This window comes from Butyrivibrio sp. WCD2001 (assembly GCF_000424485.1).
GTDB lineage: Bacteria > Bacillota > Clostridia > Lachnospirales > Lachnospiraceae > Butyrivibrio.
The window spans coordinates 211,838-238,184 of the sequence record NZ_AUJZ01000006.1 but is presented as its reverse complement, the minus strand read 5'-3'; the positions used below and the strand labels follow the sequence as shown (position 1 = coordinate 238,184).

General features: G+C 40.3%; 33 protein-coding genes. 3 read left to right on the top strand and 30 right to left on the bottom strand.

Annotated elements, in window-relative coordinates; genetic code table 11:
* Positions 1-10: 10 nt before the first annotated feature.
* From G630_RS0107690 to G630_RS0107660, 7 genes are all read right to left on the bottom strand, one after another.
* Positions 11-532, bottom strand: a complete 522-nt coding sequence (locus G630_RS0107690) for a hypothetical protein (RefSeq protein ID WP_022762960.1) — start codon at positions 530-532, stop codon at positions 11-13.
* A 248-nt stretch (positions 533-780) separates the two neighbouring features.
* On the bottom strand, positions 781-1,395 hold the full coding sequence (locus tag G630_RS0107685) for a hypothetical protein (RefSeq protein ID WP_022762961.1): 615 nt from the start codon (positions 1,393-1,395) through the stop codon (positions 781-783).
* 2 nt (positions 1,396-1,397) lie between these two features.
* On the bottom strand, positions 1,398-1,823 hold the full coding sequence (locus tag G630_RS0107680; protein ID WP_026498239.1) for a hypothetical protein: 426 nt from the start codon (positions 1,821-1,823) through the stop codon (positions 1,398-1,400).
* A complete protein-coding gene (locus tag G630_RS21165) occupies positions 1,820-2,326 on the bottom strand; it encodes an RNA polymerase sigma factor (RefSeq protein WP_044928955.1) in 507 nt (168 codons plus the stop codon). Before G630_RS21165 ends, G630_RS0107680 begins: the two co-directional genes overlap by 4 nt.
* Positions 2,327-2,433: 107 nt before the next feature.
* On the bottom strand, positions 2,434-3,108 hold the full coding sequence (locus G630_RS0107670) for a MerR family transcriptional regulator (protein WP_022762964.1): 675 nt from the start codon (positions 3,106-3,108) through the stop codon (positions 2,434-2,436).
* 9 nt (positions 3,109-3,117) lie between these two features.
* Positions 3,118-4,713 carry a MutS-related protein gene (locus tag G630_RS0107665; protein ID WP_026498238.1) on the bottom strand — a complete coding sequence of 532 codons (1,596 nt, stop codon included), beginning with the start codon at positions 4,711-4,713 and terminating at the stop codon, positions 3,118-3,120.
* Positions 4,714-4,917: 204 nt separating this feature from the next.
* Complete coding sequence (locus tag G630_RS0107660) at positions 4,918-5,901, bottom strand: hypothetical protein (RefSeq protein ID WP_026498237.1); 984 nt, start codon at positions 5,899-5,901, stop codon at positions 4,918-4,920.
* 237 nt (positions 5,902-6,138) lie between these two features.
* Here G630_RS0107660 and G630_RS0107655 point away from each other — a divergent pair, with 237 nt between their 5' ends.
* The gene (locus G630_RS0107655) at positions 6,139-7,182 is read left to right on the top strand and encodes a hypothetical protein (protein ID WP_026498236.1); all 1,044 of its coding nucleotides are present in this window, start codon (positions 6,139-6,141) and stop codon (positions 7,180-7,182) included.
* A 91-nt stretch (positions 7,183-7,273) separates the two neighbouring features.
* Here G630_RS0107655 and G630_RS0107650 read toward each other — a convergent pair whose 3' ends face one another.
* Entirely contained in the window at positions 7,274-8,170 is an 897-nt protein-coding gene (locus tag G630_RS0107650) for an alpha/beta hydrolase (RefSeq protein ID WP_022762968.1), read from the bottom strand.
* A 42-nt stretch (positions 8,171-8,212) separates the two neighbouring features.
* A complete protein-coding gene (locus G630_RS0107645) occupies positions 8,213-9,595 on the bottom strand; it encodes an MFS transporter (protein WP_022762969.1) in 1,383 nt (460 codons plus the stop codon).
* Between the two features lie 188 nt (positions 9,596-9,783).
* On the opposite strand from G630_RS0107645, the gene G630_RS0107640 reads away from it, so the two are divergent.
* Positions 9,784-10,686, top strand: a complete 903-nt coding sequence (locus G630_RS0107640) for a helix-turn-helix transcriptional regulator (RefSeq protein WP_026498234.1) — start codon at positions 9,784-9,786, stop codon at positions 10,684-10,686.
* 64 nt (positions 10,687-10,750) lie between these two features.
* Here G630_RS0107640 and G630_RS0107635 read toward each other — a convergent pair whose 3' ends face one another.
* From G630_RS0107635 to G630_RS0107625, 3 genes are read right to left on the bottom strand one after another with little or no spacing between them, the layout of a single operon-like run.
* Positions 10,751-11,290, bottom strand: coding sequence for a flavodoxin family protein (locus tag G630_RS0107635; protein WP_026498233.1), 540 nt, complete (start codon positions 11,288-11,290; stop codon positions 10,751-10,753).
* Positions 11,291-11,298: 8 nt separating this feature from the next.
* Positions 11,299-11,763: a cyclophilin-like fold protein gene (locus G630_RS0107630; protein ID WP_242829915.1), complete on the bottom strand. Its 465-nt coding sequence runs from the start codon at positions 11,761-11,763 to the stop codon at positions 11,299-11,301.
* Entirely contained in the window at positions 11,760-12,611 is an 852-nt protein-coding gene (locus G630_RS0107625; protein ID WP_026498231.1) for an alpha/beta hydrolase, read from the bottom strand. Before G630_RS0107625 ends, G630_RS0107630 begins: the two co-directional genes overlap by 4 nt.
* A gap of 134 nt (positions 12,612-12,745) precedes the next feature.
* Here G630_RS0107625 and G630_RS0107620 point away from each other — a divergent pair, with 134 nt between their 5' ends.
* Positions 12,746-13,618 carry a LysR family transcriptional regulator gene (locus G630_RS0107620; RefSeq protein WP_022762974.1) on the top strand — a complete coding sequence of 291 codons (873 nt, stop codon included), beginning with the start codon at positions 12,746-12,748 and terminating at the stop codon, positions 13,616-13,618.
* Positions 13,619-13,626: 8 nt separating this feature from the next.
* On the opposite strand, the gene G630_RS0107615 is transcribed toward G630_RS0107620, so the two are convergent.
* The 18 genes from G630_RS0107615 to G630_RS0107520 form a co-directional block, all read right to left on the bottom strand.
* Positions 13,627-14,598, bottom strand: coding sequence for a phosphotransferase enzyme family protein (locus tag G630_RS0107615; RefSeq protein ID WP_026498230.1), 972 nt, complete (start codon positions 14,596-14,598; stop codon positions 13,627-13,629).
* Positions 14,599-14,608: 10 nt separating this feature from the next.
* Positions 14,609-14,812 carry a hypothetical protein gene (locus G630_RS21160; protein ID WP_044958919.1) on the bottom strand — a complete coding sequence of 68 codons (204 nt, stop codon included), beginning with the start codon at positions 14,810-14,812 and terminating at the stop codon, positions 14,609-14,611.
* Between the two features lie 410 nt (positions 14,813-15,222).
* Positions 15,223-16,665, bottom strand: a complete 1,443-nt coding sequence (locus G630_RS0107605; RefSeq protein ID WP_026498229.1) for an AAA family ATPase — start codon at positions 16,663-16,665, stop codon at positions 15,223-15,225.
* Between the two features lie 204 nt (positions 16,666-16,869).
* On the bottom strand, positions 16,870-17,205 hold the full coding sequence (locus G630_RS0107600; protein WP_026498228.1) for a DUF3784 domain-containing protein: 336 nt from the start codon (positions 17,203-17,205) through the stop codon (positions 16,870-16,872).
* 67 nt (positions 17,206-17,272) lie between these two features.
* On the bottom strand, positions 17,273-17,884 hold the full coding sequence (locus G630_RS0107595; RefSeq protein ID WP_026498227.1) for a hypothetical protein: 612 nt from the start codon (positions 17,882-17,884) through the stop codon (positions 17,273-17,275).
* Between the two features lie 167 nt (positions 17,885-18,051).
* Positions 18,052-18,240 (bottom strand): hypothetical protein, encoded by a 189-nt coding sequence (locus tag G630_RS0107585; RefSeq protein WP_026498226.1) that lies wholly within the window; start codon positions 18,238-18,240, stop codon positions 18,052-18,054.
* A 73-nt stretch (positions 18,241-18,313) separates the two neighbouring features.
* Positions 18,314-18,877, bottom strand: a complete 564-nt coding sequence (locus G630_RS0107580) for a histidine phosphatase family protein (RefSeq protein ID WP_026498225.1) — start codon at positions 18,875-18,877, stop codon at positions 18,314-18,316.
* 48 nt (positions 18,878-18,925) lie between these two features.
* Entirely contained in the window at positions 18,926-19,966 is a 1,041-nt protein-coding gene (locus tag G630_RS0107575; RefSeq protein ID WP_026498224.1) for a phosphotransferase enzyme family protein, read from the bottom strand.
* Positions 19,967-20,022: 56 nt separating this feature from the next.
* Positions 20,023-20,409, bottom strand: a complete 387-nt coding sequence (locus G630_RS21155) for an HAD-IA family hydrolase (protein WP_049946138.1) — start codon at positions 20,407-20,409, stop codon at positions 20,023-20,025.
* 10 nt (positions 20,410-20,419) lie between these two features.
* Positions 20,420-21,466, bottom strand: coding sequence for an outer membrane protein assembly factor BamB family protein (locus tag G630_RS0107565; RefSeq protein ID WP_026498223.1), 1,047 nt, complete (start codon positions 21,464-21,466; stop codon positions 20,420-20,422).
* Positions 21,467-21,599: 133 nt separating this feature from the next.
* Positions 21,600-22,181, bottom strand: coding sequence for a DJ-1/PfpI family protein (locus G630_RS0107560; protein WP_026498222.1), 582 nt, complete (start codon positions 22,179-22,181; stop codon positions 21,600-21,602).
* 305 nt (positions 22,182-22,486) lie between these two features.
* Entirely contained in the window at positions 22,487-23,050 is a 564-nt protein-coding gene (locus tag G630_RS0107550; protein ID WP_022762984.1) for a flavin reductase family protein, read from the bottom strand.
* A gap of 40 nt (positions 23,051-23,090) precedes the next feature.
* A complete protein-coding gene (locus G630_RS0107545; protein WP_044958916.1) occupies positions 23,091-24,044 on the bottom strand; it encodes a hypothetical protein in 954 nt (317 codons plus the stop codon).
* 59 nt (positions 24,045-24,103) lie between these two features.
* Positions 24,104-24,406: an NUDIX domain-containing protein gene (locus tag G630_RS21150; RefSeq protein WP_049946137.1), complete on the bottom strand. Its 303-nt coding sequence runs from the start codon at positions 24,404-24,406 to the stop codon at positions 24,104-24,106.
* A gap of 111 nt (positions 24,407-24,517) precedes the next feature.
* Positions 24,518-24,970, bottom strand: coding sequence for a GNAT family N-acetyltransferase (locus tag G630_RS0107535; protein WP_330363779.1), 453 nt, complete (start codon positions 24,968-24,970; stop codon positions 24,518-24,520).
* Between the two features lie 28 nt (positions 24,971-24,998).
* Complete coding sequence (locus tag G630_RS0107530) at positions 24,999-25,241, bottom strand: hypothetical protein (protein WP_026498218.1); 243 nt, start codon at positions 25,239-25,241, stop codon at positions 24,999-25,001.
* Positions 25,225-25,782: a flavodoxin domain-containing protein gene (locus G630_RS0107525; RefSeq protein ID WP_022763522.1), complete on the bottom strand. Its 558-nt coding sequence runs from the start codon at positions 25,780-25,782 to the stop codon at positions 25,225-25,227. Before G630_RS0107525 ends, G630_RS0107530 begins: the two co-directional genes overlap by 17 nt.
* On the bottom strand, positions 25,779-26,258 hold the full coding sequence (locus G630_RS0107520; RefSeq protein WP_022763521.1) for a MarR family winged helix-turn-helix transcriptional regulator: 480 nt from the start codon (positions 26,256-26,258) through the stop codon (positions 25,779-25,781). The genes G630_RS0107525 and G630_RS0107520 overlap by 4 nt, the downstream gene beginning before the upstream one ends.
* Positions 26,259-26,347: the final 89 nt, after the last annotated feature.

The following is a 26,347-nucleotide window of genomic DNA, read 5'->3' as shown; positions in this document are numbered from 1 at the left end:
CCCCAAGAAGTCAGGCTTTCTTATATAATCCGAATATTGTCCTATTGTAGCTTCCCAGCTCCTTTGTAGCCGCTGCAAGATCCTTGGTGACAGCTGTCAGGTCTTTCTGGGTGGAAAGCAGCACTTCCTGCGTCTTTTTAAGCTCAGTCTGCATGGATTCAAGCTGATCGTGCTCCTTATCCGCAAGCAGTAAAAGAGCCTGTGAACGTGCGCGGTCCTCAAGCAGCGTTGAATTCTGCTTCGTCATATCCTGAAGCTCCTTCTGAAGCAAAATAATAGCATCCTTAAGGCGCTCTTTCTCCTCGCGAACCTTCTCCAGCTCCTGCTTCATATCATTATTATCATATTTTACAACGACATTTCTCTTTAGCCTGTGCTGATCAAGAAAATCACAGGCAAACTCATCAAGAACTTTGCGTTTGTCCTCGGTCTTGATATGTCCCTTAAGCTCTTCCTTATATCTGGTGGTCTGAACGCGAACAGTCTCGTAACTCACGGATCTGCTCTCGGCGTATTCTTTTAAAGTCATCATTTTTAAAATCTCCCCCACACAATATTGGAACAAGTTGTTCAAGTATATTGTGCGTATTTTTTATTTTTCCACTACTTATAGTAGTAGACTATGCAATTATATCAATCAAAACGGTGTCCTTTCAAGAGTTTGAAGGCCTATTTCTATAGCGGATTTACAAAATAAAAGAGCCCCTTCGCCGCCCCGATAGTGAGCCGGCAAAGGAACTCCTCGTAATATATATATAACCATAGGTGAAGCAAATTTAATCAGGCATTTTTCTCGCTTTTTTCCTGATTGTCTACTGTAGAAAAAGCTGTATCAATGGTGGATTTCATATCCACATAAAGTGTATTCTTTTTACCACGAATAAGCCTTAAGCCCAAAACAATAATAACAACTGCAATTATTAATCTGGGAAGTGAATATACACAACCGGCCACAGCGTCATATATGAAATTCAGCCCGGTCATATTCGCCAGAGCTTCAACACCACTTAAAATAGGCTCAACAACTATATTCCAGATTATGGAAACGCCTGCAATTATCAGTACCCATGCGGATATTTTCTTCGCTGTTTCGGATTTTAAGTTTATTCCTTTTCCATCAAAGAATTCATTCCAGAAATAATCATCCTGCAGTCCCGCAAATACATCAATTCTGCAGGTAGCCATATTTCTTGCATGGAAAAAGCTGTAAAACCACAGTACAATCGGTATCATCATGAAGGCATCGCTAAGCCCGAGAAATGCAATCAGACCCATCAGTCCGAAAAAAGCTCCCATAAGACTGATTCCCATTTTCATGAAACCCATATACATCTCTGCCGCACCGGGCACAAATGCAAATATAAAATTAAAAAATCCTCTTTTCTGCGCTCTCATAATTAATTCTCCTTATCTGTCGAACTGTTTAAAGTTCCTATTTCAAAATGATTACTTCCGATAGATTCACTTAGCGTGTGATTTCCCAAAAAATCCGAGACATACGTTGTTGTTTCTCTGGGAACTGTCTGTCCAACCGCAGCTTGTGCCTTCCATGCATTATAGTCGTCGTTCGCTGAAAGGAACGGTGAAACGATCAAAAATAGAATTGCAGCAGCCATCGCCAGACAAACTTGAAATCGGAACCTTGAAAACTGTTTCTTTCTCTCTTCAAAAGAAATGACCGTTGATTTTGTCTCCGCCTCTTGGATTCTCTTTAGAACCTCTGCTTCAAAACTGATAGGAGCTTCAAGCAGTCCTGACTCTTCGGTGGAATCAATGAGCTTTTGCAGTTCATCGTCGCTTAAATATTTAAATTCATCATTCATGCTTCCAGCCACTCCTTTCTATAGGATTTTTTCAGCATTTCCTTTGCCCTGAAAATTCTTGTCTGTATAGTCTTAAGATTGTCGCCTTTTTCTTCCGCAATCTCTTTTGCTGTACGCCCTTCAATAAAATGTTGCATCGCTATGTCGCTGTAGGCTTCCGGAAGCTCCTCACAACATTTTGAAAAGCTGTTCATAACATCTTCTGCTTCATATATATCCGCCGGATTGTTGCTGGCTGTCATCCCCATTACCGCGGCGCCTTCTGCAGGCTCCGGCATCTCATCCTCTGCCGTGGGAAGCGTCTTTGCGGCTGAACTTCTGAGGTAATCAGTGCACTTGTTTGCCGCAATTCTGCAGAGCCAAGCCTTTTCATTATTTCCATCGAACTGATCCATGTGCATATATGCCGAGAGGAAGGTCTCCTGTGCAATATCCTCCGCGGTGAAGTAATTGCCGGTCATCCTAAGGCAGATGGAAAAAACAAGGTTCTTGTACTCACTCATCCAACGTATTAAGTTTTCATTCGCCTCTATTTTTCCCACCTCCTTTCAGCTTTTTCCTGCTCTCATTACATATAACGAGTGTAACACAGATAAGTCTTCATAATTTTCTAAGAAAATATTTTTGTCTTATGCAAAATATTAACAAATGCAGATATCAGCATAATTGAATAGATAATCCAGATTAGTGACATCATCAGATTTCCCTGCCCATTAATCAGGCGAATGATATTTAAAATCAATTGGATTAGCGGAAATATCACCATGATAATCACAATTCCAACCGCCAAAAGACGCCTGCAGAGCGCATTTTTCATTAGATTGAAAAATATGGGATATCCAACGAGAGACTCAAATCCGGAATTCAGGCTGATCTCATCAAGAACAGGCAGAATGTCGGGGAATCTCTGTCCCCGGCTCTCTGCCTCTGCAACATATGAAATATATTTATCGGTATCGCTCTCTTCGTAGCCATCTTCGAGCATCTTTTTGCACAGTTGTATTGACCCTTCAACTTTAAGTCTGTCCTCTTCGAGTCTCTGCATCTGTAATCCCAAGAGTTCCCCGATATCCTGCTCATTATCGAGCATTTTCCTGATATCCTCCACCGGCATATCTATTTTTCTGAAAAGAACGATCTTTTTTAATCTTTCTATATCTTCGGGTGTATAGTCCCGATAGTTGCTGTCTTCTCCCCTTTCAGGATTTATGAGCCCCTTTCTCTCATAAAACCTGACGCTGCTTACATCAAGCCCAGCGGCGCTTGCAGCTTCACTTATTTTCATACCTGATCCTCACGCAATATTCTGATCCTTTAATGTTTTTCTGGCGGTTTCCACCACTTCCTTCGGAAAATCATAGCATGAAAGCAGATCAATTGCATTAGTGCCTTCGCCAAATCCTGATTTTATCCTGTAATCGAAGTGGATTCCTTTGTCGGTAAGCCTGCTGTCAAAATGGTAGCCCTCGTATTCATCACTAAGTCTCTCTGCAAGCTCACTGTCATGTGTTGATACGATAACCATTCCGCTTTTTTTACATAAATAGCGAAGTACGGCCTCTGATGCGGCAAGTCGCTCTTTGTTATTCGTCCCTTTCAGGATTTCATCTATAAAATACAGAACGCATCCCTTCTTCTGCGATTCATCCAACATTCTTTTAAGGTATTTTACTTCTCTTACATAGTAGCTTTCTCCGGTGGTAACATCATCACGAACAGCCATTGAGGTCATAACGGTGCTTTTGGGAAACTCCGCTCTCGCACCGCAGCAGGTGAATATTGACTGGGCAAGAATTGCATTGACTGCAAGTGCCTTCATAAAGGTACTCTTACCCGAAGCATTTGCTCCCATTATCATGGAGCCGCTGTGTAAGATTACGTCATTGGGGACGGCATTCTCTATAAGAGGATGATAAATATCATCTGCTATAATTGTGCCGGTATCTATAAAGTTCGGATAACAGTGTATCGGAAGACTTTTCCTGAAGGATGCCACCGATATCCCGGAATCTACCGCTCCGGCGAAGGCATAGAGGTCCATCACTGCCTTCTCGTTCCCTCTGATGGTTCTCACAATCTTATTAAAAGAGACCAGGTCAAACAGAGTAATTCCCATAATATACATCGCCAGTGCTCCCTGCGGATCCACTGTCGCATATTTTCTTTTTGAAATCAGCGATCCCGACATCCTCCTGATAGAGTGAAGCCTACTAATATCCTCTCTTATGACCTCATTTCCTGGGAAATCCGGAGTACATTTACTCTTCAAAAGCTTTTCACATACATTGATAAGACTGCAGATTCCGTACAAGCAATCCATCATATGCTCAGACTGAGATTTTTCCCTCATATATATGAACATATTTATGCCGGCAACTCCTAAAAATGCCAGCATAAATTCACTGCTATGCAGTACAATTCCCAAAATTAAAAACAAAAATAACAATGCCTGCAAGATGCGATATGCCCATGCAAATTTGAATTCATAACCTGCCAAAATATGTATAAGCTGTGGCATATAATAACAATCGTTTCTTTTACCGAGACCCATTAGAAGCTCTTCCGCTTTTACTCTTTCTGTCTCGTTGTTTTCATAGAAACTGACCGTATCCCCAAAGCCTTCAGCCTCCTCCGCATCAGTACAATGCAGTCTGTGGTACAAAACCTGCTCCCCGACGTAGGATCTTGTGTGATTTATCCTGAAAAAAACGTCATCCATCTCAAGGTCATTCCAGGTAATATCATCAACAGTGCCTTCCCCCACCTCGTCATGGTACTTGGCAATTAGTTTGATTCTATCCTTTCTCATATAGTGATAAGAATCGTGAAGAGGGTTTCTTCCGAACTGCTTTTTAATTAATTCCTGCTGCTTTCTTTTGTTTATGAACATGACTTTTTCCTCCTGATATGCGAAAAATACACCCTTCACCAAGTGCAGAGTCAACAAAATCCTGAAAAAAATTTAAAAATTACAGTTATTATTTTATGAATGAGATTTTGGGGGCAAAAAGAAGGCTCCGATGATTCATTCATCAGAGCCTCAGTTAGATTTATAAAAATCTCATGTTTTTATCAGCACATCAGTATTACTATTTTATGCTGTGAAGTTGATTGAGTCGATTATGCTTGCCAGTGCATCGGATACTTCCATATCCAAAAACTCATTGCCACTCTTGTGCTCGGTGCATTCAAACATAAGTGTTCCACCCATGTAATCTCTTACAATTGCTGTCATGTAGAGTCCTGAGCCCTCTTCTGTAATAGGAAGCGTTACCCAATAGCCTGTGACATCGTCTGTGCCGGGGAAATTCCCCTCAGATACTGTTGCGTCTGCACCCCATGTCTTAGCAAGGTCGTCAGCGGTTTCTTTTGCATTCTTTTCCACAGAGTAAGTAGCAGTAATCATGTTTGTTCCGGCACTGACTCCGGTGTATATGAAAGTGGTTACAGGGCCGCCGCCATTTACTTCGAAGGAAGCGGGATCATACTTTACGCTCCAGCCGTTTGCATCATTATAAACATAGTCATTATCGATTGCCTTACCTACATAATTCTCTGCATCAAAGCTTTCAGGATCAACATCTGTCTGAGGTACAAATACAAGCTCTAAGCCGTCATCATAGTGACCTTTTACTGCGCCGTTCTCAACAGCGTCTACTGTGAAGATCTCTTCTCCCATTGCATCCATTCCACCAAAGGAGAACTTTACGGTACCACCTTCCTGCTCGCAGCAGAAGGGTAATCCGATGCCTTCATGCTCTCCGTCTGCTGTATAACCTGCTCCCTCATCATCAAAAACATAGAAATATGTAAGATCGGGATCCTCAGCTTCTTCTGCATAATTTACATACACGCCTCTTTCGAAGTACGGTGCCTCGAGCTCTGTGCTGCTCACTGCTATAACTTCCTTTGTATCTTCCTCTGAATCAGTCACTGCAACTGTATCTTCTGTAGCAGTCTCATCACCACCTATACCAACAAAAGCTGCATCTGCGTTTCCACATCCTGCAAGTATAAAGAGTGCCATTGCTGTTCCAAATGTTACTGACAATACCATTTCTACAAGATTCCTTTTCATTTCTATTTCCTCCGTATGAGATATTTAGCTGTTCTATGTCGTTTTCGTTGTTTTCTTTATCTGTAACACATCTTATCAGGAGAAATATCACACAATTATCACAGCACTTTTCATTCTGCAAAAAATACCACGTAAAGGCATGAAATGAGGGACATTTGTAGGACATTATTTGGTAATATATGTATTGATTACTTATATTAATACATGATTAAAACATGTGAGGAGGAGAAAAAGTATATGAAAAACAGATTGATATCTTCTATTATGATGGCGACACTGGCACTAGAACTTGTCGCATGCGGCGGCGCAAAGGATACAGATACTTCTAAAGAGGAAGCCGCTGTTACGGAGCAGCAGGAAGACGCTGCAGAAGAAGCATCTTCAGAAGAGGCAAGTGCAGAGGAAGAAGCTTCAGAAGAAACCGCAGAAAGTGCTGAAAATACAGAGATCGCCAATCCCTGGAGAGAATGCACCGAGGAAGAAGCAAATGCCGCTTGTCCCCGCTTATTCAAGGCACCGGAGGATGCAGTTGTAAACGGGTGGAGCCTTATGGATGCGAACAGCAATGAAAACGGAGTTCCCGGAGCACTGGTAGAGCTCGATTTTCGTATGGAGGGCATGGATTATACAGCCAGGGCACAGTATGGTGTCGGCGAAAATGAGGATATTTCCGGTATCTATTATGACTGGGATAATACAGAAGATATTACCTTGGCAAACTGGGGTGAAGGCCACATGCCGGCTAAGCTCAGCAGACATATTGAAGATGGCTGGATGATAGATCTTTGCACCTGGTACGACATAGAGATCGGAATTGCTTACTCACTTTCAGTAGAGGCAGAGGATCTTGAAGGCTTTGATCTCCAGGCAATCGCTGAGCAGATGTACAGCGCAGAAAACGAACCTTATGTAGGAGAACCCGAAGAAGGTGAAAGCCAGGGCCAGGTACAACCATTTGAAGGCCAGTATTATGCCGGACGCGGCAACCTCAGCATCACCGGACAGGGCGATGACACCTATCTCATTGAAGTATGGTGGGGAAGCAGCGCATCAGAGCACAGCGAATGGGTAATGCACGGAACATATAATGAAAGCACACAAACAATTACCTACAGTGACTGCGAAAAGCATGATTTTGTTTTGAATGAAAACGGCGAAGTTGATACCGATGATATTGCATACACAGACGGTTCGGGCAGTATCAAGATTGTCGATGACAGCTCAATAATCTGGACAGACGATCAGGATCATATCGCAGACGATTTAACTTTGGAAAGATAATATTATACGTTATAAAAAATATAAGAGTTCTAAAACTGTGATGTTTTAGAACTCTTATTTTTTCATTATATATAGCGCTGACAGTGCAGTCTTACATCAGATTTCTGAAGAATGCTGTCTCATCGTCATTGCACTGTGTTGCTTCCGTAAGCCTCATATTGCAGTGGAATACATGTCCAAGTTCTCCATTGGGACTCGTATAGTACTTGCAGGTAAAAGGCACGGAATTATTTATCATAACAGCTGCCATCTTGGGAAGCTCATTATTTAAGAAGTCTCCTGTTGCAGACATAAGGAATGACGGAGGATACGCATTTGTTATATATTTTCCCGCATTCATAACATCAAGATCTTCCTCTGTTACCCTCTTACCGAAAAGATCATCCATGAGATTTCCCATGTTTTCATCTGTTTCGCTTACAGATTTAATCTCAAATGCTGCACAGTTAAATGCAATACCCTTGAAATTAAACTTATCGGATACTGTAAAGTCGAATTTCTTCGAATATTCCTTATTTGTAAGGAAAGCAGCTGTTATGCCTATAAGCGTACCGCCTGCGGAATCGCCTACACCAAAAACATTGTTAAGATCAAATCCGTATTTATCCTCGTTCTCTACAATCCAGTTTGCAACTGCGCAAGTATCCTCCAGACTTGAAGGGAATGTGTATTCCGGTGCAAGTCTATATGAATAACAAACTACTGCGAAACCTCTCTGGCAAAGAGATGCAGAATAGTATTTGTAAACTTCCTTATCCCCATATACCCAGCCACCGCCGTGAATAACTACAATCACGGGGAGTTTTTTATCTTCCGGAACATCTGCCGGTCTGTATACATCAAGCATCTGCCACTCGGGATGTTCACCCTTATCACCGTATGTGATATCAGTATATCTTTTTACATCGGAAGGAATTTCAAGTCCTTCATCTCTTATGGCATCGCCTTTAGCAAAATTTGTTCTAATAAATTCGCTTGCTTTTGACATTTCTTTACCTCTTATGATACTAAAATTCTAAATTCTTTACTCTTAATATTCTGCTACTGCTCTCTTAGCTTCAAGATCTCTCTGGATCTGGCCGATGTGCTTATCAATGTTCATGATGATGCACAGTGCCAGAACAACAAGTGAAAGGATTGCTCCGAAGTATCCATAACCGAAACGGATAGATGCAAGAGCTGCCTCTGTCTGAACCTCTGCTGTTCCAACATAACCACCGAAAGCGATGATCCATGTGCAGATAGCAGAACCAAGACCAATACCAACCTTCATACCAAAGCTTGTGCAGCTGTTTACAAGACCTTCTGAACGAACGCCTGTCTTCCATTCGCCATAGTCAACTACGTCAGCTGTTGTAGCAAAGATACCTGACATGATGGGGCCTGTACCAAATCCCTTAACAATAAGTCCGACAACTACAAGAGGAAGATTTGATCCTGCAGCACCGATGAGTACTGAACCCAGAGCCATGATAACAGCACCTGTTATCATAAGTTTTCTCTTACCAAACTTAGCTACGAGTTTAGGCATTGCAAGGTTTACGATCATTGCCGGTATTGTTCCCGCAACAGATGTCCATGAAAGGAATGCGATGTTACCAAGTACGCTGTTGCAGAAATAGTATGTCATTGAACCTGTTGCAACTACGTTGATGTATAGGAACATGAACATAAGTGCCTGAATAAAGAAGTACTTATTCTTTAAAAGTGCAGGAAGTGCCTTGGAAAAAGGTACCTGCTCTACTTTAACATTTCCGTCCTCTCCTGCGTCTACATGCTCTCTGACTCCAAGGAAGCAAAGAATGCACATTACGCAAGCGATTGTTCCATATATAGCTGAGATTGATCTCCAGCCCATGCTTGCAATAAGGTTAGCTGTGATAACGTTTGTAATAAGTGATGTAACCTGAGTCATTACAAATCTGATAGATGCTGTCTGAGCTCTGTCCTGTACATCAAGTGTCATACGGCTGAGAAGTGCATTATAAGGCAGGTTGTTTGCTGTATAGATAATGCAGTTCTGGAAAATGTAAGTAAGGTAGATATATACCAGTTTGCCGCTGGCACCAAGCGATGCCGGCACATTGAATATCATGAAAAGCGATATTCCCATAAGCGGTGCTGTCCACAAGAGCCAAGGTCTTGCTTTACCATATTTTGTATTAGTCTTATCAACAAGTGCACCCATGATAAGATCTGTTATACCGTCGAACACTCTGCACAGGAGCATCATTGTTCCGATGGCTGCAGCAGCGATTCCAACTGTGTCTGTATAATAGCCTGTCAAAAAGGATGAGGCCAGCGCAACTATTACATTAGCTCCGCAATCTCCGATACCATATGAGAACTTCTCACTGAATGAGAGACGCCCCTGTTTTTCCTGTTGTTGTTCTTCATAAATTATTGCTTCCATTGTAACCTCCAATCTTATATTTGGAAACCATATCCCGTTCAACGAATCTTAATATATAAAAAAATGGCAGGTTACTCTTTACATTCCTTGTCATAAAAATTACGTTTTCTTGACATTAATCAAAAATACACTATAATGACAAATATTGCGATTTTAATTATTTAGAACATATATAAAAAGGAAAAATCATGTCAGATATGCAAAGCAAGGACATATCCTACGAGGTTGTCCATTACCACACAGAGCTGCCCTTCAAAATACTAAATGTTCATAAAAAGGACTTATACCCGAATAAAGATCTCTCTGCGATCAGCGATGTCCTCGACCACTGGCACAACGAGCTCGAAATAGTCTATTCTTATTCAGATGATGGTGAATATTTTACAGACGGAATCGCCCATCCCCTGAAAAAAGGTCTGTTTATCATCGTCAACACTCGTAGTATCCATAAGGTAATCTCAAACAGGACAACACCTTATGATAAACTGCCCCCGACACTTACGACTGTACTTCAGATAAGTGACTCATTCCTTCGCAATTACATCCCAAACTTCGACGAACTTTACTTTATTCCTGTTTTTAAACCCGGCGAAGAAAGACCCGCCGAAATAATGAAGGATCTCGCACAATATGCAGATGGCAAACCGCTTACCAAGTATGAAAACATGCGTCTTTTAGGCCTTGTTCATGAGCTTTTATATTTCATCTGCAAAGATGATCTGAGTCTTAAAGACACCGAATTGCCCGAAAAGAGCAGGAAGAACGCTGATATCCTGCGAAAAATCATTTCATATACTGAAGAAAACTATGACGGTGCCATAAATGAAATGTCTGTTGCCGAGACTTTCGGTTATTCCGCCAGCTATTTTTCCAGATTTTTCAAGTCAAATATGGGAATAACCTATAAAGAATTCCTGACACGAATGCGCGTCAATGCTGCAAAGGACAGTCTGGTACAAACTCAGAAGTCAGTTCTGGAGATTGCCATGGACTGCGGCTTCTCAGACTCCAGAGGCCTTATAAATATGTTCAATAAACTCGAAGGCATAACGCCTCTTCAGTACAGAAAAAAATATGCGGAAACTGTGTAGAGAAAATATCACGCACTGGCATCCCTGTAGTATTTTGCCTGTGCCTCAAATTATGCGCAACTGCTTAGATTGATTTTCCCATAGCATAAGCTTCATCCAACGCCTTATGCCCTTCAATCTCACCACGCTCATTTACGCCGCCGGCAAAAACTTTTCCCTTAAACTCAGCCTTTTCAAAGCAATCAATCCAGCCATTAACACCACTGACCGCTTTTTCATCTGTATAAGCTTCATCCTCTGCCGCTGTAGATAACAGATAAACCTCTCTGAACTTGTAATCCCTTGGATACAGGGAATTAGCCCTGTCGATCATTGTCTTCATTTGCCCGCTCATCTCGTAATAATAGATTGGTGTAGCCCATACGACAACCTCTGCTTCTAGAATCTTTTCAGTTATCACATTGGCATCATCAGGGATAACGCATTTTCCCAACTTCTGGCAAGCAAAGCAGCCGGTGCAGAAGCTAATCTTCTTGTCCTTTAGCGAAACAATCTCCACATCATTTCCGGCATCCTTTGCGCCTTCTGCAAAGCTCTCAGCCAGGATATCCGAATTGCTTCCCGTTCTAAGGCTTGTTTCAATTATCAGAACCTTCTTTGCCATATCTCCTCCTATTCAACACTGAGTGTGATCGTAACATCACCGTTGCTCAGTAGTTCTTTTAATTCATTTTCAGACAAGTTTACCCTTCCGAGCCTTGTATATGCCCAGGAATTGGAACCGTAAAAGACTACCAGCTGATTTCCGGAATACAAAACAATATCTCCCGCTGTTGTAGTTGTCTGTTTATCATCTCTCGTGATACTCTTTCCGATAGATCCCACCTGCTCAAAGTCGCCGTACATCGACATTGATATTGTCAGTCCTGATGCAGCAAGACCCTTAAGCTCCTCCACGGAAGCATTTTCTTCCCAGGCAACATCTACACTTGTATCTCCAATCTTCATCAGCAAAGTCTTCATGTCATTCACCTCCATTTCATATGGATAGCTATAGGCATCAGCTGTACCACACGCCGTTGCTCCCGGCATAAGAAATACAAAAACGAACAGTATAAATGCTATTCTTATCTTCATACATATTTCCTTACAAACTCTTCGATATGGTTAAATGGGATCACATCAAGATTATCATACAAATCAGTATGAACAGCATCCGGAATGATCATGAGTTCCTTATTATCCGTATACTTGCTGTCCTTTATCATATTTGCATAGGCATCCTTCGAGAAATAGCAGGAATGCGCCTTCTCTCCATGAATGATGAGCACTGCGCTTCTGATCTCATTTGAATACTTAAGGATAGGCTGATTCATAAACGACTCACATCCGATCACATTCCATCCTTCATTGGAGTTAAGGGATCTTTCATGATATGCCCTGCCCTTATAGTATTCGCTGTAATCTTTCACAAAGAACGGAACATCCTCCGGAACAGGAAGTGGCAGGCATCCTCCTGCACGTTTATAGGAACCGTTCTTTAAATCTTCCAGGCGCTGAAGAGCCATTCCGCCCCAGTCGCAGATTCCAATGATACCGATGTGCTCCGAATCCACTTTTTCATTCAGGCTCAGGAAATCAACCGCCGCCATAAAATCCTCAGTATTAATATCAGGAGATGCCATGTATCTCGGCTCGCCGCCACTCTCTCCGGTATATGAAGGATCAAAGGCAATCGTCAAAAATCCCCTCTCCGCCATAGTCTGTGCATAAAGCCCGGAGCACTGCTCTTTTACTGCTCCAAATGGTCCTGATACAGCAAGTGCAGGAAGTTTCCCTTCTGCATCCTTGGGTTCATACATATCTGCTGCAAGTGTTATGCCAAAGCGGTTTATGAAGGTCACTTTCCTGTGAAGGACCTTATCGCTCTTCTCAAATGTCTTATCCCACTGGGGTGTCAGGTTTAATTTTTCAGTATTCATCATCTCTTTATTCCCTGTTTGTGTTGTGTTTTCATCTGACATCCTCACTATAATCCATGTACAATCTCTTTGCTAATGGTTATAATGAATATCATGATATTCATTTTGGGCATATCATTTTATTTAAGGGGATTCTTATGGAAATAAGGAATTTAAGATATTTTCTTGCCGTCGCAAGAGAAGAGAACATGTCACGAGCCGCAGAATTACTTCATGTCACACAGCCTACTCTTTCCAAGGCATTAAAAAGTCTTGAAGAAGAACTAGGAAAAAAGCTTTTCACCAGACATAGTTTTTCCATCAAACTCACAGATGAAGGAATGCTTCTACGTGACCGTGCTGAGGATCTTGTGTTAATGGCAGATAAAATCGAGCAGGAATTTGTCTCCTTGGATGATATCACAGGTGGAGACATATACTTTGGTCTGGCGGAATCCTATCAGATCTGTCATCTTGCCCGAGAGATTAAAAAGCTAAAAGACAGATATCCTTCCTTCACCTACCACATCACCAGCGGTGATACTGAGCAGGTAACAGAAAAGCTTGATAAGGGGTTACTGGATTTTGGCGTAATCTGCGAAACACCTAACAAAGATAAATATGACTATGTCACATTCCCTGATACTGACCGCTGGGGTGCTATTATCTTAAAGAGTCATCCCCTGGCAAAGAAAAAGAGCATAAAAGTAGCCGACCTTATAGGACAGCCACTCTTCTGCTCTGAACAAAGCTGGAATATCGAGATACCGGAATGGGCCGGGGAGAATTTTTCCAAGCTCCACCTGGAAGGTTCCTTCCGTCTTTCTTATAATGCATCAATGTTTGCCAAGGAAGGCCTGGGTATACTTCTGACCTTTGAGCATCTGATAGACTGCTCCGAAGAAAGCGACCTTGTATTCCGTCCACTTTCTCCCAAGCAGGAAACAACGCTATATCTGATCTGGAACAAGTACCAGACCTTCACACCTATTGCAGAAAAATTCCTGGCACAGGTAAGGGAGACGTTTTAAATTCGGAGTTATCCTTGCACATGTAACAGATAAAAATCATCCGCATATATTCGCTCTCCCTGCACATATGGGATCAGGTTTTCCTTATTCCACCGTTGCATTCTCGATGCAAACCACTCTTGCTTACTCCACTGTTCATAATGAATTCCGAGACAATCTAACAAGGTAAGTACAAAACAGGCATCTAACACATCGTAACGGATCGTACCGCCTGTATTCCGATATCCTTCTGCCATTTGTTGCCTACGCGCCAATGATCCGCCGATATTTCCAAACAGAACAGCAAGATCATACATCGGATGTCCCATACCGAAAAAAGAAAAATCAATAGGCACAAGCCCATTCGGTGTTTGCAAGATATTCGATGCAGACAGATCCCCATGGATCATCTGAAATTCATCCTGCACGTTTTCCAATACAGCTCCGGCATGATCACAGCACTTTTGCATGATCAAAGAATACTCGTTGCTTAACCCCAGATTTTCCAGTGCCTGAAATCTCCTTTTCGTGCATTCGCAATGTTGCTTTCCATAGGTTTTTACCGGTGATACCCGGAATCCCTTTGCCTTCTGATGCAAACGCGCAAGCATATCACCTATCTGATAGCAGATTGCATCATTCAACTCAAGCTTGTCTAACGATTCGCCATCCAACCATTTCGAAACCGTAACATATGTACCATTCTGTAACTTTGTAATGAGTTCACCATAACGGTTTTCAACAGCTTCGCGTATCTGCATGCTCTGTTTCTTTAAGTAGGCTTGAAAATCAAGTTCTGACTTATATATCTCGACACGATCAACACCGTCGTAAAAAAACTCTGCTGAAAACCCCTCTGTCGGCTCATGTATTTGCAGCAAATACTCGTTTCCCACGCGATAGGTCAGATTCTCATTGTGTCTCAGCAATTCTATTTCTGTCGCTGTTATATTGTAATGAGCTAACGCTTCTAAAGCTTTTTGTCTGTATTCTATCGTCATAAGTATTACCTTAAACCGAATACCCCAAGTTAATATCAAATGGAGAAATCAGCATTTTTTGCAAATCTTTATAGAATCTCTTGAAATACTTGAGTGATATGCAGCCTTCACATTTAAACTGATTTGCGGTCATTTCCTCAATCTTAGCTTCGAATTGCTCGAGTTTATCGGGCTTTACCTGAAAGAGTTTCATCTCAATAAATGTCTTTTTCATTATGCATTCCTCTGATTATTTTTTCATTTATATTCCGATAGAACTAAGTCGCTGCGCGACGGCCTGCCAAGGCTGTGGCGCAGCGTTTCTTTTACTCAAAAAGCAGTAGATAGTGAAACTATGATGATGTATGTTTAAGTTACCACACAAAAACCGAACATTACCAAGACCACTACTACTGCCATGAAAAGCGTATCATTTATCATTACTTCATACAAGCACTTTCATTGTTAAGTTGAATTGCCCCAAGTTCGAGTTCCATACGCGTTCCCTCCTGGTCTAGTCAGACTAAACTACATTTCCGGTCTAGCCTGACTAGACCGGAAATATCAAGAAAAAAATTTATATTGAACAACTCGCCACCAAATCATAATGTTTTAACATGCATTTGGGGGCGAGTCATCCAGCACTCATCGAAATAGATCTTCTAACAGCACTTGGTTATCAACTATATCGCTATAGCTATTTTCCTTGACTCCATAGGTGGTAACAAATGTACATCGAAGAGCTTTTTTAGTATTCATCTGTTTTTTAAACAAGCTTGTACGTTCCCTAATAGTATCTGAATACTTTCCAGTTATTGTGTATTCATCCTGAGCAAACTTCATCTCACATAAATTCATAACCTTATCACTTCTGTCGATTATTAAATCAATCTGTCCGCCTTTCCATTTAGTCCCATCTGAATCAACAAATGCCTTCTCGCTCCAAGCGTACACATTGCTTAATATTCCAGATATTCCAAGCTTTATCTTTATCTGATCAATATGATGTAGACAAACCTGCTCGAACGCATACCCTGCCCATGCATTAACTTCTCCGGTTCCAGCAATATTCGTCCAATAGTTTTTATCCTGTCCATTACTTCTTTTAACAAATCTAAGATGAAACAAAGTGAACATATCTGTTAACTGGTAGATTTTGCCCTTCTCTTTTTTATTAGGGCAGTAATAAACTCTAATAAAGTCGCAGGAATTAAGGTTGTTTAAAATTGTAGTTAAATCTCCACCTTCAAGCTTGCATCCAGCAGAAATCTCTTCACGTGTTAGCCCAGATAATTTCTTAGATAGCAACGTTACAACTTTCTGATAGCTTACACTCTTTTTAAACAGCGAACGGAATAAGAAATCATACTCCTTTCGCAGTGGAGCATCACTGCCATAGAATAATCTGTCAACATTTACAGTAAATGGCAGTTCGTTATCAAGCATATCAAGGTAAAATGGAATGCCTCCGAAAATCATGTATGCATCAAGTACCTGTGCTTTGTTGTAATGCATCTTTTTTATCTTGTTCAGATATTGCTCAGTTTCTGCCAGTGTAAAAGGTGCCAAATAAACTGGGCGACTAACACGACCATATAGTCCCCCCTGATCACCAATCAGTTTATCTACCATCCATGTAGTAGCTGATCCACATACGTATAGTTTTAATAAAGCTTTTGCACTATCCCATGTATTCCAGAAATAAGAAAAGGCGCTCAAGAAATTACTATTTACAGTATCCATCCAAGGAAGTTCGTCCAAAAAAACCACAACTCTTTTCTTATTCAAAGACAATAAGTAGTCTTTCAAGTTGCTAAATGCTACAAACCAATCCTTGGGGATCTTACCGGTACTGTGAGACCACTTATCAATTTCGTTCTGGAATTGTTCACGTTGAACCTTGGCTGGAGTTTTGTGACTACCAACAAATTCAAAATCAAACTTCTTCCCCATGGTCTTTTTTATCAGATATGTCTTCCCAACTCTTCTTCGTCCATAAACAGCCACCATTTCTGATTTTGAAGAATTATAGTATTTTTCTATTATGTCGACTTCTTGTTCTCTGCCGATGAAATCCTTTTTATCCATGTGCAAACCTTTCTAAACATCCTTTTATGTAATTGTAACAGACCACATATTTTGAATCAACAACTTCCCCCCATAACACCAAATTTTAATAGAGTTATGGGGGGAAGTCAATTTTGAGGTTATGCAATTTTATGCAGCTCACGCTCAATTTGTGAAATTGTTAACGGTCGTTTTAAACTGGAATATATTTTCGGAGAGAACTAATTAGTCCTCATTTTGTTTGTTAATCTTCAAAGTTGATATTATTGCATAAACTATAACAATAATAAAAAATGGGATTTCCAGAAAGAACAACCTACTATTTTGCAACACAACGGCTAATCCGATAATAATAAAAATGATGCTCAGCAAACAAAAAACAACCGCAGATTGTCTGTAATATGGTTTCTTATTCATTGTCTCTCGCTGTGTTTTTGATGCATATATATACGCATTATTAAACAAGTGTCCGCGTTCACCAAAATGAAATATCGCTAAAAATATTAATGCTATGGCAATCATGAAAACAATTATTGATACTATTAATTCACCTGTGCTCATTTTTAGTCTCCTTTACATATACCATTTTATCCTGAAATATAATCCTGTCTGCGTCCCCCAAAATCGCTTATCTCTTCATTTCAAAAAACAAATTAAACATAAGCGGTTGGTATATCTTACTTGTCATCCATATCTTCTTAAAATCAGATATAGAGATTTTACGATTATATGGCGTATTTTCGCTATTCACGTGCTCTTCCATCGAATCCACTGTATAGATGTATTCCTCATCAAATCCCACTACTGTTATGTAGTGAAGCCATCTTGAGCCAACGCCTGTCCTGGTAAGAACCACAACCGGAACACCTTTTGATACTAAATCCTTTAGCGCCTCAACATTCCCTATCCGAAGCAATACTCTCACATTATATTTTAGGCACAAAAGAACTATGCCCATTCCCGAAACGCTGCCTCTCAAAAGTTTGAAAGGAATCTGCTTATACGCAGAAAGTCCGTCTATGTCGATTCCAAGATGCCTGAAAACAAATGCTGTTGAATAGCCGCTACATTCACTCCCCTGCTGATACTCCAATCTGTTTGCAGCATCAATTAGGTATTCCTTATACTTACACTTTCTGACTATTTTGAGGATTGGAAGTCCAAATAAAATAATATCTGCAACTGTTACCCACACAAACAGCCAAATGATTTCTCTCAGGATTTTATATATTATGATCATTCTACCAAGCCACCAATTTGTTGTCGTAAATAAAACTGGAATATATTGTTTCCTTTAATGCCCTTCAATGTTGTCTGGGAAAGGTGCATCACCATATATAGTCATAGTATAACTCCCATCCTTCTTTTCCAACGCATAATACTCATATTGTGCCTCAAATATGCTGTTCACCTCATCCTCAGGCAAATTTGAATTAAATGTGACCTTGGATTCACATTCAACATAGTTACTTGTTCCGGAAGTGTTGCCATAAATCCAACTACCTCTATTACTACAAAAAGAGCTAAAAGTAGGACAGGAATCGATACTATCGTAATTCCTATTCCTACAAAAACCTTACTAAATACCTTTTTCATACTTTCTCCATAAAATGGAATTTAATGAAATGAGCCACTAACTCCGTCCCCAACCTTAGTACACTTATACTTATCACAGAGAATGCCGTTTGATGTCCGTACAATTTCCTAGCTCATCAAAACTAAACTCCACAATCCATGGCATCAGAAATCTAATATTCTCAAAATCATCATAGCCAAAAGATTTATCATAATAATTTATAATGGTACTTAATGCTGTGCCATGACTTCCAACTACTATATTTTTTCCTGGATACTTCTTCAGAACATTATCAAGGGCTGCTATATTTCTATCTTGAACTTCCCTAAGACATTCGCCATCTGATAACTTGAAAGAGTAATTGCTCCATTGCTTTTTGGAAAAAGAGGCAAAGTCTTCTATCCAACCACTATCAACTTTTCTTTCTCTAAAGTCCTCAACTATTTCAACAGTCAGTCCATTCTTATCTGCAAAATCCTGAACAGTATCAACGGCTCTCTTAAATGGACTCGAAATAACTATATCTATATTTTTATCAGCCAAAAAAGCAGTAACCTTTTTCCTATCTTCCATTCCACGAGGACTCAACTCACGAATTCTGTCATCATGATTATCATAATTAGGTTCTGCATGCCTTACAAAGAATACTTTTGTCATACTCACCTCTTCATTAAAACTTCTTCAATGGTAAGTTTTACTGCAATTTTATATCTCTACCTCAAAAGGTGATTCGTTATCAAAAATATCACTGTAGAAGCCAAACCAGCTAAGCCCCTCCACAAGGCACTTCACATTGTAGCTTTCTTCCTCATCGAAAACGAATTCTTCGCCGGAAGCCTTCTTTACCTCAAAGACATCAATGATATTTTCCATCAATACTGTATTGACCATCATTTCCAGATGCTCAAGTTCTTCATCGGTTATGGTACACTCAGTCCGGTATCCATTAATGACTGTCTGCATATATTTTTCCATATATGCCCGTCTTTCATCTGCGTCTTCATTCCAGGCAATCCACCCAAGACCATGGGACCATAAATTGGCAATATCATATAAATACCAGCAAGTACGGCAGTTATCAAAATCAAATACATTGATTTTCCCTGTATCATACTCAATGTTATAGTTTCCATCGCTATAGTCAAAGTGAACCATTCCATAGTTTTCGGAGTTCCGCGGAAGTCTGCGCAGTTCCTCCAGAAATTCATGCAGTCTGTCTTTAATCCGACGTCCCATCTTCATATGTAAACAAAAGAAATCATCCGGGATAAGGCTCTCGAAATAGTCTTCGTTGTACTTCTCGAAGAAATCAAAACGCTTATGAATCGGGCTGTAGTTCTTTGAAAGAGCATGTATTTTCCCTAAAACCTTGCCGGTAAGATAGAAGTACTCATCTATCGGAACTCCATCAATATACCGGTAAGCATGATCGGCTATCTGATCACCTTTTGCAGCCTCAAACATGGTCACTGCCATCCCATCGATAATTTCAATACGGTTACCTTTCCCTGAGGGAATTGATTCTGCCACGCTGGCTCCACCTTCAGAAAGATAATGTACATACTCGATTTCCGCCTCATAATCCTTAATGCTTCTATCTGAAAGAGAAGACACTCTGAGGACCGAATCATTTCCAATCATAAATACCAGATTCCTTCCGCCTTCATGCCCTGGGACTTCCTTGGCAGAGGCAGTATCGAATCCGTAAAGCTGTGCCGCTTTGATTAAAAGATCTTTTTTCATCATATGACTTTATTAATCCTTTTCTTCTTGGTTGATTATCCTACTGGAATATAGATAAATCAAAAACAATACAAGCTACTATAATCTCTTTTTTCATCGTCAAAATATATTGTAGTAAATCCCATTTCAGAAGGTATCTTCAAATTGGACGCTGTATTATCAATAAATATGCACTCTTCTGCCTTAAGACCGGACTGTTTTAAGGCCTCTTCAAATATTTTTCTCTCAGATTTTCTACTATGAACATCTGCCGAAATTATTATCACATTAAACAGGTCCTTAAGTTCGTTGTTGTTTACAATGGTTTTTAATCTATCAGCTTTATTGTCGGTTATCATTCCAATTAGATAGTTGTCACGCCTATCCTTTATATACTGAAGCATCTTCTTGTCGATAACACCATCAAAATCGAAGAATAGTCCTTTTATCATTTGTTGTTTATCCATATCCAATCTTTCACCATTGTATTTGATAGATGTCACCTGTCCCACAGACAAAGGCCACAAATTGGTCTGAGTGCACTATTTCCATCGGCATACTATAACTGCGAAACGGGTCTTCCAAGTTCTTGTGCATTTTGGGAATGTCTTGGGCCGCAATGAGTTCTCCGGTCTTTTTATCTATCTGTACAAATTCATAATCACCGTTATCGGACTTTAGGAATCCTGCCATAGATTTGGAATCAATATCGGTAATTCCCCATATTTCGGCTTCTTTATCCCACAGCTTTTTACCGTCACTGATCCGCAAAGCAGTAATATGTTTGTTGTTAATATTTTCGCAACTATAGATGATTCCCTTATCGGCATCAATCACTTGAGAGGGTTCCGAACCGGCCTTCTTTTTCTTTTGCCATAATGGTTCACCTGTATTCTTATCAAAGCAAATCACATACTGCGAATATGAAGAGCCCACGATTCTGTCACCAACTATTCCCGCAGGCACGCCCACGCTCCAAGTTCCGGGGTACTTATAATTAAGCGTCTCCGTTAAATCGTCGTTGCTGATTCTGAGAATCTTGGAATTCGACGTGGCAACATACAGCTTTCCGTCATCTTCCAGAACCGGTCCCACAAGCCACTTGACCCTATATTTCTTCCTTTTTATTATTTTGCCCTTAACAAGGTCAATCTTGATTATCTCATTACCACTTGTAACAAAAAGATTGTTTCCCACAACAGATAGGTCTGGTTTATCTGTCAAAACTTTCATTTCTGATTGTTCAGTGCCGGTCTTAAGATCAAGCGACAAAATCATCCGCTCGGTTGCAAATATAATTCTATTCTGCCACACAATTCCACCGTACAGCTGCTGGACGCATCTGCTCGTAAAAGCATCATTAACAAAATACTCCCAGACAACATCGCCTTCGACTACGTCCTCGCACCTGATGAATGCGGAATCATTATTCAAAACAAAATATATTAGTCTGTCACCGACAAAAACAGGGCAGAAATAATTGTAAGTTCTCGCGCCCGTCTCTATCTTTCTATACAGTTTCAAAGCTAACCTCCAGCCTATGTATTATTTGTTCACACTTTTGTTCCCATATTCCCTTCAATCCCTATTATACATAAACCAAAAGATGTAGCGAAAAATCTCGATTTGTCATCGTCTATAAAAATTCAACTGGAAGTTAATATCCCATTGCCTTTGCAACAATCTGTGCCCTTTCACTTCCCACAAGCATGCCTAATAAGGCAATTGCAACATGAGAAGCTGTTTCAGGACAAAAACTGGTTATTACATTTTCATCAATCACAACACTCTGATCGGGTATCACCTCTGCTCCGAATTCTGCAAGCTGCTTCTGCCTTCTACCATCTCCCAAATGATATGTTGTAGCTTTTCTTCCCTTAAGTATTCCACTTGCTCCAATCGGAAGAGCTCCTACACAGATAGAAGCGATAAATTTATGAGAACGGTCAAACTCTTGTATGAGATTTAAAAATCTTTCATCATACGCATCTTCATAAAAACCGAATTCTTCAAATCCACCGGGGATAGCCAGGGCATCATATTCGGAAACATCTATCTCATCATAGGTCTTATCAACCAAAATCGGAATTCCGAATGTAGCTACAACAGTCTTAGAAAAACCGGCAGTAATGACTTCAGTCGCTAAACCATAATCATTTCTCGCCCATCCCATCACATCGACAAACGGTGCAAACTCCATGGTTTCAAATCCCTTACAACAAAAAAGCAATACTTTCATACATTTATTTGCTCCTGTTCTACACTAATATTTTTCTTCATGGCTACAACAAGTTTTTCCGGAAAATGCCCGGAAGACCAATCTACCGAAAGAAATTGTTAGTCCAGCATCTTAGCCATACATATAGCTCCATCCAACTTATATGCAGCCTTCACATTTAAGCTGATTTGTGGCCATTTCCTCAATCATAGATTCTAATTGCTCAAGTTTATCAGGTTTTACCTGAAAGAATTTCATCTCGATAAAGGTATTGTTCATCACACATCCCTCAAAGTTTCTTATCTTCAAAAACGAAAATTTATATGTTACTGTACAAAATCTCCAATCTTTCCAAGCGTTTTACCAATGCTATGATACTTTCCAGAATAGATGACTGGATCCAGTACCGTAAGATCAATGTCAAATATATCTTCACATTCAAGTCTTTCATCCATCTGTATATTGCGGATATGACAAAAGAAAGTAGTTGAATCTCCAGTCTCGACAGTTCTTGCAACCTCACATTCATACACCCATCGGCTTTCATTCAATACAGGAACATCCAACACCTCTCCCCTCACAACCTCATAGGAAATATCATTTTTAGCGCCATCTTTGGCATGTTTAGAACCAAAATAATCCATAAGCGACAGCATATCTATGCTGACAAGGTTTGCACTAAAAACTCCGGTTCTTAGAACGTTTTTCTTAGTCATCTTAGTTCCTGCCATACTTATAACAAATAAATATTGGTCGCCATCTTCATGAGTTGCACTTGCCCAGGTGATAGGAGCAAAGTTTTCAGAACCATCCTCGTTATTCGTGCCAATAATAAAAGAAGGCTGAACACACATAGAATATTTAGGATCAACAGATCGTCTTTTTGCCATTTTTTCTCCTTAGATAGTAATTTTATACTGGAATATATCTTCACAGTAGTTCCCTTTTTCCGTTCAATCCTCTGAGTCTTATCTCTTCCAACTGCTCCGCCGATAGAGTTCCTGCCTTGTAAAGCTTGAGATATTCATTCTCTATAGAGCTATTGAAAATCAGAAGATCATCGGTATTGATTGTCACCTCAACGCCATTTTCAACCAGCGTCTTTATTGGATGATGCTCATAGTCTTTGACATAGCGAAGCATCACATTGCTCGACGGACAAACATTGAGCTGTATGTGATTATCCGCCAAAAATCGCATGGTATCTTTTGATGTGGCAGCGCCAATCCCGTGATGAACTTCATCAAGTCCCAGCACTTCAACTGCTTTCCTTACATCATCTGCAGATCCCGACTCGCCAACATGTATTATCTTAGTAAGCCCGTATTGTTCAGCTTTTCGATACAGGGGAATAAAAGCTTCAAATGGTCGAATATTCTCGCCGCCGCAGACATCGAGTGACTTAAAGAATCCGGTCTTTATATACTCATCAATTGAATCTGTCGCAGAATCGATATCGCAGGCTGATATATAGGTAAGTTCCGGTTCAAAAACTGTTTCCGGACAGTATTTCATGTGAAAACCCTGAATCAGTTCCCTGAATTTATCAATTCCTCCTACAAGTTCAATCTCCGTAGCCCCGAAATTCATTGCAAGTCTTTTAATATTGTTGCGCCCGGCTTCAGCAAACGCCCCCTCCCATCTAAAGACTATGCCTTCATCTCCTGAGCAAAAGGGTTTGACATAGGTAGTGAACCAGTTCTGCATACCCTCAAGACCATCAAAGGTTTCCGGAGGGGCGGGAAAAGAATGGCCCGTCCGCTCTTCAACCCACTTAAGAGTGCATCCCTTAGTTGAATGGTTATGCAGATCACTCTTAGGAGCTTCTATAAGTTTGCCTGTGTTATTCTCTATCAATCCCTCTACAAATAAACTATTTGCCATAATCCTCCCAAATCTTTCCCTATATATTTTTCAAAAATAGCATACAGAGATACTATCTTTTATTTTTTGAAATAGCATACTTGTGCAAGTTGTACCGCATCATCAATCATTTCATTACCTGCACGATCAGAATACTTAAGGTAATGGATGTCTTCCAGTTCAATATTCAATTCTTCAATATATTCCCGTTTCAATGTCTCTTCAAAAGTTTCAGCATTTTCAGGCTTTCCACCGGTCAATTTGTATTTTCCATCCTCAATTCTCAAGACAACCCGGTTATCTGCTGAAAATGCTATTCCATAAACCTGTTTTACCGGTAACTGGTCAGGAACAGAATCCTTAAACCATGTAAAGTCAGCCATAATGCAATCCCCATAGTATGATTTCCATGTTAAGAAAAAGACGGCAAGTCTTTAAACTTACCGCCTATAATTGTCTGAAGTCACAATGAGTATTATACTAAATTCTGAAAATTATTTCAAAGACATCACATATATCTGACAGGGATTTGCCTCATCCCATAGGAGAGGGAATACTTCCAATTCCTTGAAACCACAGCTTATGTAAAAGAGATTAGTCCTGTCATAGTCCTCATACATTCCCATCTTCACAGTCTTGACCTGCATGAATTCATAGCCCTGTAATCTTGCGGTTTCTTTAGCCCTTTCTACGAGCTGCCTGCCAAGGCCGCTTCTGTGATGATCCTGTAAAACTCCCATAACAGCCAGTTCGACAGTGGCCTTTCCTGTTTCTTTTAGGCAAAGAAATCCCACATATTCATCATCTTCCTTTGCTGCAAAAAACGTCCAATCGGCACTTCCGGAAATATATTCCTCTCTGCTCTCTTCTACGCCAAACCAGTCAGTAAGAGCCTCCAGAACTTTCCTTGCGATAGCTTGTTTTTCATTTGGATCTTTTATCTCCACAATCATTATTATCTTAGCCTTTCCCCCTTTATTTTAGCGTTTCATCCGGGTAGTCATAAAAGCCACCCGTGTGAAAGTTTTCATTTCCCAATGGTTTTGCCGTCAGTTTGAAGATCACGCAGCCGTCCGCATTTACCGGGCATCCATAGGTACACCTGTAAACATCGCCGATTTCTTCACCGTTACGGCAATATCTCTCTGTATGATCTCCATGTAAAAAACCTGTTACCTCTACAGTAAATTCATATTCTTCATCATACCACTTTTTCATAGTTTTTCTCCGCCTCTCCAAGATAATCCACTATAGGTTCTATATATTTGACATCAGAGATGTCGTAGGATGAAGCACATTTCTCGGCCATTCCCTTTTCTTTTTCAGTAGCATTTTTCTTGTTCTTCAGAACTGATACAAACATCTTCATGGCAAGCTTGTATTGGGGCTTCATTTTTTCATAGTCAAAGCCTCCCTGACAATAGAATACTCTAATATACTTCTTCTGCTCATCTGTAAGAGCATTCTGAAGAAAAACCTCTACATCCGGATTGTCATTAGGACTGCCACCTACGCAGAACATAGCCAGGCGCTTGTTCTTCCAGTTAACAGCTTTTTCAAGAAACCACTTACATTTTACAATATTTCCTGCCATTGCCCAACCGCCGTAGCAGATTGCATCATAGTCCTTGAAATAATCTGCACTCTTCTTCTGCGCATTTTTAAGGTCAAGCAGATCTCCACTCATTCTCTCTGCAAGCCACTCTGCGTATCTTTTGGTAAAACCTGTCTGTGATGTGTAAATGATCAGTGTTTTCATAATTCGCTCAAGTTCCTTTCCATTTTCATGATAGTTTGTATGGTAGTTTGCAGGCTCTTTTCATCGATCCCAGCAAAAATGCGTCCAATGATGTACTGGCTCTGCTGACCGTTATTGTCATTCTGTTCCAAAAAGGCCCTGCATTTATCTGTGACAAATATCCGCTGCTTTCGCTTGTCTTTTTCATCGGGAACAGCTGTGACAAAGCCTTTTTTCTCAAGCTTTAGCAGAATCTGCTTCACATTCTGATGAGAGCTGCCCATTACATCAGAAAGCTCATTCAGTGTCGGAGGTTCCTTGCAAAGGTTGATACAAATTATGGCAAAGAACTGTTTCCAGGTAATCTCCTTGAAATATGCATCAGCTGCAGCCTGATATCTGTTATCAAACGCGCTGAGTAATCCAAGTAAAAATGGCTGTGGAGGCATATCTCCAAAATTTACTTTTTCGATATTCATCACTTCATCGTAATTCATGTGAACTCCTTTTATATTATGTAATATATTACCTATATAAACAATGTAATATATTACTTATTTTTTGTCAACTCTTTATGCACGAAAAA